The organism is Mesorhizobium sp. M7A.F.Ca.MR.176.00.0.0, assembly GCF_004023165.1.
Taxonomy (GTDB): Bacteria; Pseudomonadota; Alphaproteobacteria; order Rhizobiales; family Rhizobiaceae; genus Mesorhizobium.
The window spans coordinates 1-4193 of the sequence record NZ_RZTC01000216.1; the positions used below are offsets into that span (position 1 = coordinate 1).

3 protein-coding genes and 1 pseudogene are annotated in these 4193 nt (G+C 60.0%); 3 read left to right on the forward strand and 1 reads right to left on the reverse strand.

Features of this window, described 5'->3' with window-relative positions:
- The 3 genes and pseudogenes from EOB59_RS33830 to dnaE2 all read left to right on the forward strand — a co-directional run.
- A partial coding sequence (locus EOB59_RS33830) for a hypothetical protein (RefSeq protein ID WP_206622099.1) occupies positions 1–575 on the forward strand: 575 nt, incomplete at its 5' end.
- Between the two features lie 311 nt (positions 576–886).
- Positions 887–2818, forward strand: coding sequence for a potassium transporter Kup (locus EOB59_RS33835; RefSeq protein ID WP_128290238.1), 1932 nt, complete (start codon positions 887–889; stop codon positions 2816–2818).
- A gap of 304 nt (positions 2819–3122) precedes the next feature.
- Positions 3123–3586, forward strand: a pseudogene (dnaE2, locus tag EOB59_RS37040) (error-prone DNA polymerase); the annotation flags it as partial.
- Between the two features lie 376 nt (positions 3587–3962).
- Here the strand turns inward: dnaE2 and EOB59_RS37380 are convergent.
- Positions 3963–4169: a hypothetical protein gene (locus EOB59_RS37380; protein WP_348639555.1), complete on the reverse strand. Its 207-nt coding sequence runs from the start codon at positions 4167–4169 to the stop codon at positions 3963–3965.
- Between the last annotated feature and the right edge of the window lie 24 nt (positions 4170–4193).

Consider the following 4193-nt stretch of genomic DNA (forward strand, 5'->3'; position numbering starts at 1 on the left):
GATCATTGATGAGTTCTTCCAGTCGGTGCGGCATCGCAGTGCTTTTGCGCATAGGACCGCAATTGTCGTGCCAACTGGGAAAATCGTTTCGGAACAACGCGATCGCTCTGGCAGCGTTGTGTCAGATGTCCGACATCGTCAAGAATCCGACAACGAGTGCTCCTCCTAATCACCGGATCAACCTCCGGCGCCAGTCGGTGACACCGCATTCCTCTGTCTTTCCAGGAGACGGCGTGGACATCAATGCCGTTCCTCACCGAACCCGCCTCCTAGCCCTTCGCCCATACGTCACGGCCGCCCCCCGGTTTGGCTTCAACCTGAAGGATTACGGCGTCCTCTTCGCAGAGAAGATCGGGTTGTTCGTGGCGCGCGCAGCGGAGCCAAGGAGCTTTTCTGGGTTGCGGATACTGGCATGTCGATATTGCGACCGTGTGTCCTTCGACAAGCTTGGTGGCTTCTTCAACCAGAATCTCGCCGCGGAAATCGAATCGTTATCTGCGCCGCAAAGTGCGGCCGGTGAGCGGCGTGGCCCTGCGTTCCAGTTGGCCACGGTCCTCGCTGGGACGAGCAAGTAAATGGCTTGCGCAGCAACGGTGCGATCACACCTGGAGCACGGCGTCATCAGGAAAGCGCCATCCTTGTGCGCCCACGACACCCTGGTCGCCATCGGCCGCATCGCGGGGGGGGGGGCACTGTGGGCGATAACCATTCATTGATCTGGGCGATTGAGGGTTCTGCCGGGGCGCTATTGCTGCTCGGTAGGGCTGCGGGCTGGCGAGTCTACCAAGGCGAGCAACGACAGGCGAGACGGCAGACATTACGTGACGGAACTTGATATTGCAGTGCAGCAAGCGTAGAGCACCGCGCGCTTATCGGAGTGTCGTCCATGGCCCTTACCAATGCTGGTAACGAGGCAGAACCTGTCGAACAATCGAGCCATTCTGAGGTCGAGCAGCACAGCACCAAGGCGCTGATGTTGGGCGCACTAGGTGTCGTTTATGGCGATATAGGCACCAGCCCGATCTATGCATTTCGCGAGGCGTTGCATGCATCAGCGGGTGGCAACGTCGCCAGCCGTGGCGACATCCTCGGCGTACTCTCGCTGATCATCTGGTCCCTGACGATCACCGTGACGATCAAATACATCATGTTCGTGCTCCGCGCCGACAATCGAGGCGAGGGCGGAGTGCTGTCGCTTATGGCGCTGGCGCGCAACAGTTTCCCGACCTGCTCTGCGGTGATCCTCGGCATCGGCATCGGCATCGGCATCGTCGGCGCGGCGCTTTTTTTTGGCGACGCCGTCATTACGCCGGCAATCTCGGTACTGTCGGCGGTCGAAGGTATGAATGTCGTCACGCCGACGTTCCAGCCCTATGTGGTGCCGCTGACACTGGCCATCCTGGCGATCGTGTTTGCGGTACAGCGGTTTGGCACCGGCGGCGTAGGATTGGTGTTCGGACCCGTTACCGCGCTGTGGTTCCTGGCCATCGGCCTTTCCGGGCTCAACCACATCATGGACGACCCGGAAATCCTGCTGGCAATCAGCCCGCATTACATCGTGTCGTTCCTGGTCAACTCGCCTGACGTCGCCTTCGTTACGGTTGGTGCAGTCTTCCTCGCCGTCACCGGAGCCGAGGCGCTCTACGCCGACCTCGGCCATTTCGGCCGCAAGCCGATCGTGCTCGCCTGGCTGGCGATCGTGTTCCCTTGTCTGTTGCTCAATTATGTCGGGCAAGGCGCCTTCGTGCTGGCAAATGGCGGCGTTGTCGGTCATCCGTTCTTCGAGATGAACCAGGGCTGGACGCTTATTCCGATGGTCGTGCTTGCCACGGCGGCGACCGTGATCGCCTGCCAGGCGGTGATCTCCGGCGCCTTTTCGCTGACCAGGCAAGCGGTACAGCTCAACATGCTGCCGCGTTTCGTCATCCAGCACACGTCGGAAAAACAGTCGGGCCAGATCTATCTGCCGCGCATCAACCTGATGCTGGCGCTGGTGGTGATGCTGCTGGTGGTCGGCTTCGGCGAATCCAGCCGGCTGGCCTCGGCCTACGGTATTTCGGTGACCGGCAATATGCTGGTGACGAACATACTGCTTTTTGTTGTGATGACGCGCATCTGGAAATGGCCGCTCGGCGTCGCGATAGCCTTAATGGCGGTGTTCGTCTTCATCGATACCGGCTTCTTTGCAGCTAACGTCGTCAAGGTATTCGAAGGCGGCTGGGCCTCGCTTGCCATTGCCGCAGTGATCGTGATGACCATGTGGACTTGGATAAGAGGCAGCAGGTATCTATTTGACAAGACGCGCAGGAACGAGATTCCGCTCGATTTCCTTGCGGGCAATCTGTTGAAGAAGAAACCGCAGCTGGTGTCCGGTACGGCCGTGTTCCTGACCAGCGATCCCGCCAGTGCGCCGACCGCATTGATGCACAGCCTGAAGCACTACAAGGCGCTGCACGAACAGAACGTCATCCTCTCTGTGGTGACGGCGCAGCAGCCCGTGGTGCCCGACAGCGAGCGGATCAAGATGGAAACGATCAATGAGCTGTTCATGCGGGTGACACTGACCTTCGGCTACATGGAACAGCCTAACATCCCGCGTGCGCTGGCGATCTGCCGCAAACAGGGTTGGAAGTTCGACATCATGACGACGTCCTTCTTCCTGTCGCGTCGCTCGCTCAAGGCGTCACCCAACTCCGGCATGCCGGTGTGGCAGGACAAGCTGTTCATCGGCTTGGCGCGCACGGCCGCCGACGCGACGGAGTATTTCCAGATCCCGACCGGACGTGTGGTCGAGATCGGAACGCAAGTGGCCGTTTAGGTATGCCCGGTTAAGCAGAATCAATCGGCATTTCGCGAGCCGGTGAATGCCTGACCGGACGGAGGCCACGATGCTTGCGCAAAACTGGGGTCCGGTTCCAGGTCCGAAGCTTCCGGCCCCGAAAGCCGTCCTTTACGCCTGCGATCATTTCCGTTCCGCATTGTCTTGCCGACCCACCAGTCGAGATGCGCTGAAACGACCTCGCCGGCCAGCAACTTATCATTTGAACGTAATCGATGTGCCGCAAGTCCGACCTTCATTCTTCAGTTCACAGGCTAGCGTTGCCAAAATCGGCGTGCCGCCTAACCGGCGCCGCACCGTGACTTGTCAGGATGCTATGCAGGCGCGAGGCAGAAGCTGGCTCGAGGCCGCCGGCCTGGTGCTGGTCCGGCAGCGGCCGGGCTCGGCCAAAGGCTTCATGTTCCTCTGGAGGATGAGACGGGGTGCGGCAAACGTCGTCGTCTGGGTCAAGATCTCTCGAGAAATTCCGGCGCGTGCTTCTTGCTTCGGCCATGCTCGGCGTCCGCGGACGCGTCCGGGGGAAGAGGAGGTGGTGCACCTCTTCACCCACGAGCTGACCGATCTGTCGGCCGGGCTGGCCAGCGTGGGAAACCGCAAGACGCCGTTTCCGTTGCCGCACGGCCGAGGGACGAGGCTCATCACGGCGGATCGGGCATCGATCCGCGCGGCATGCCGAAGGGCGCGACATCGTCGATGCAGTATGACCATATCGACCCTATCAAGTTCAAGACGCGTAACTTCCGGTAGCGCTTCCGGAGGCCACTTCAGCAGCATGTTGTGCACACTTTTGTCGGACCCTGTTAACTGCCGATTGGCAGCAGGTCACCCCGTGCCGGATCCCAAATGTCGTCGCTCTCAAGCGCAACGACTGCCCGCACCTTTTTAAGTCAGCGAGCACCTCCACCGCCGGACGCCGCCACGTTTCCTGAGCCGCGGCGTAACGGGTGTATTTGTGACTGTCCGGCTCAAACCACTTCAACGATTCCAAAGTAGCCATGGCGTCGCCCTTGCGGCTGCGCGTGATGCGAATGATCGTGATCCCATCCTCAGCGCTCGCGTCGAATGGAGACACGCTGCCAACGCTTCATCTGCTCTACCCCATCTTTGTTCCAAGGCGGTCGGATCATCTCAATGAGCCCTGCCTCGGGGTGGCCAAAGCATGCATATTTATCGTTCGGCCCCGCATCGAATTATCATCTGCGATGTGGGACTCGATCTTGGGTTGGCGACGGCTTCGCTCCGGGAGTAGACGTCGGACCACTGATAAGTGCCGGACCTTCTTCACAAATTTCTCGGCGGACTCATCGTGAACGCTCGATTGGACGTAAATGCGGTTCGCGGAAACGCAGGTCTG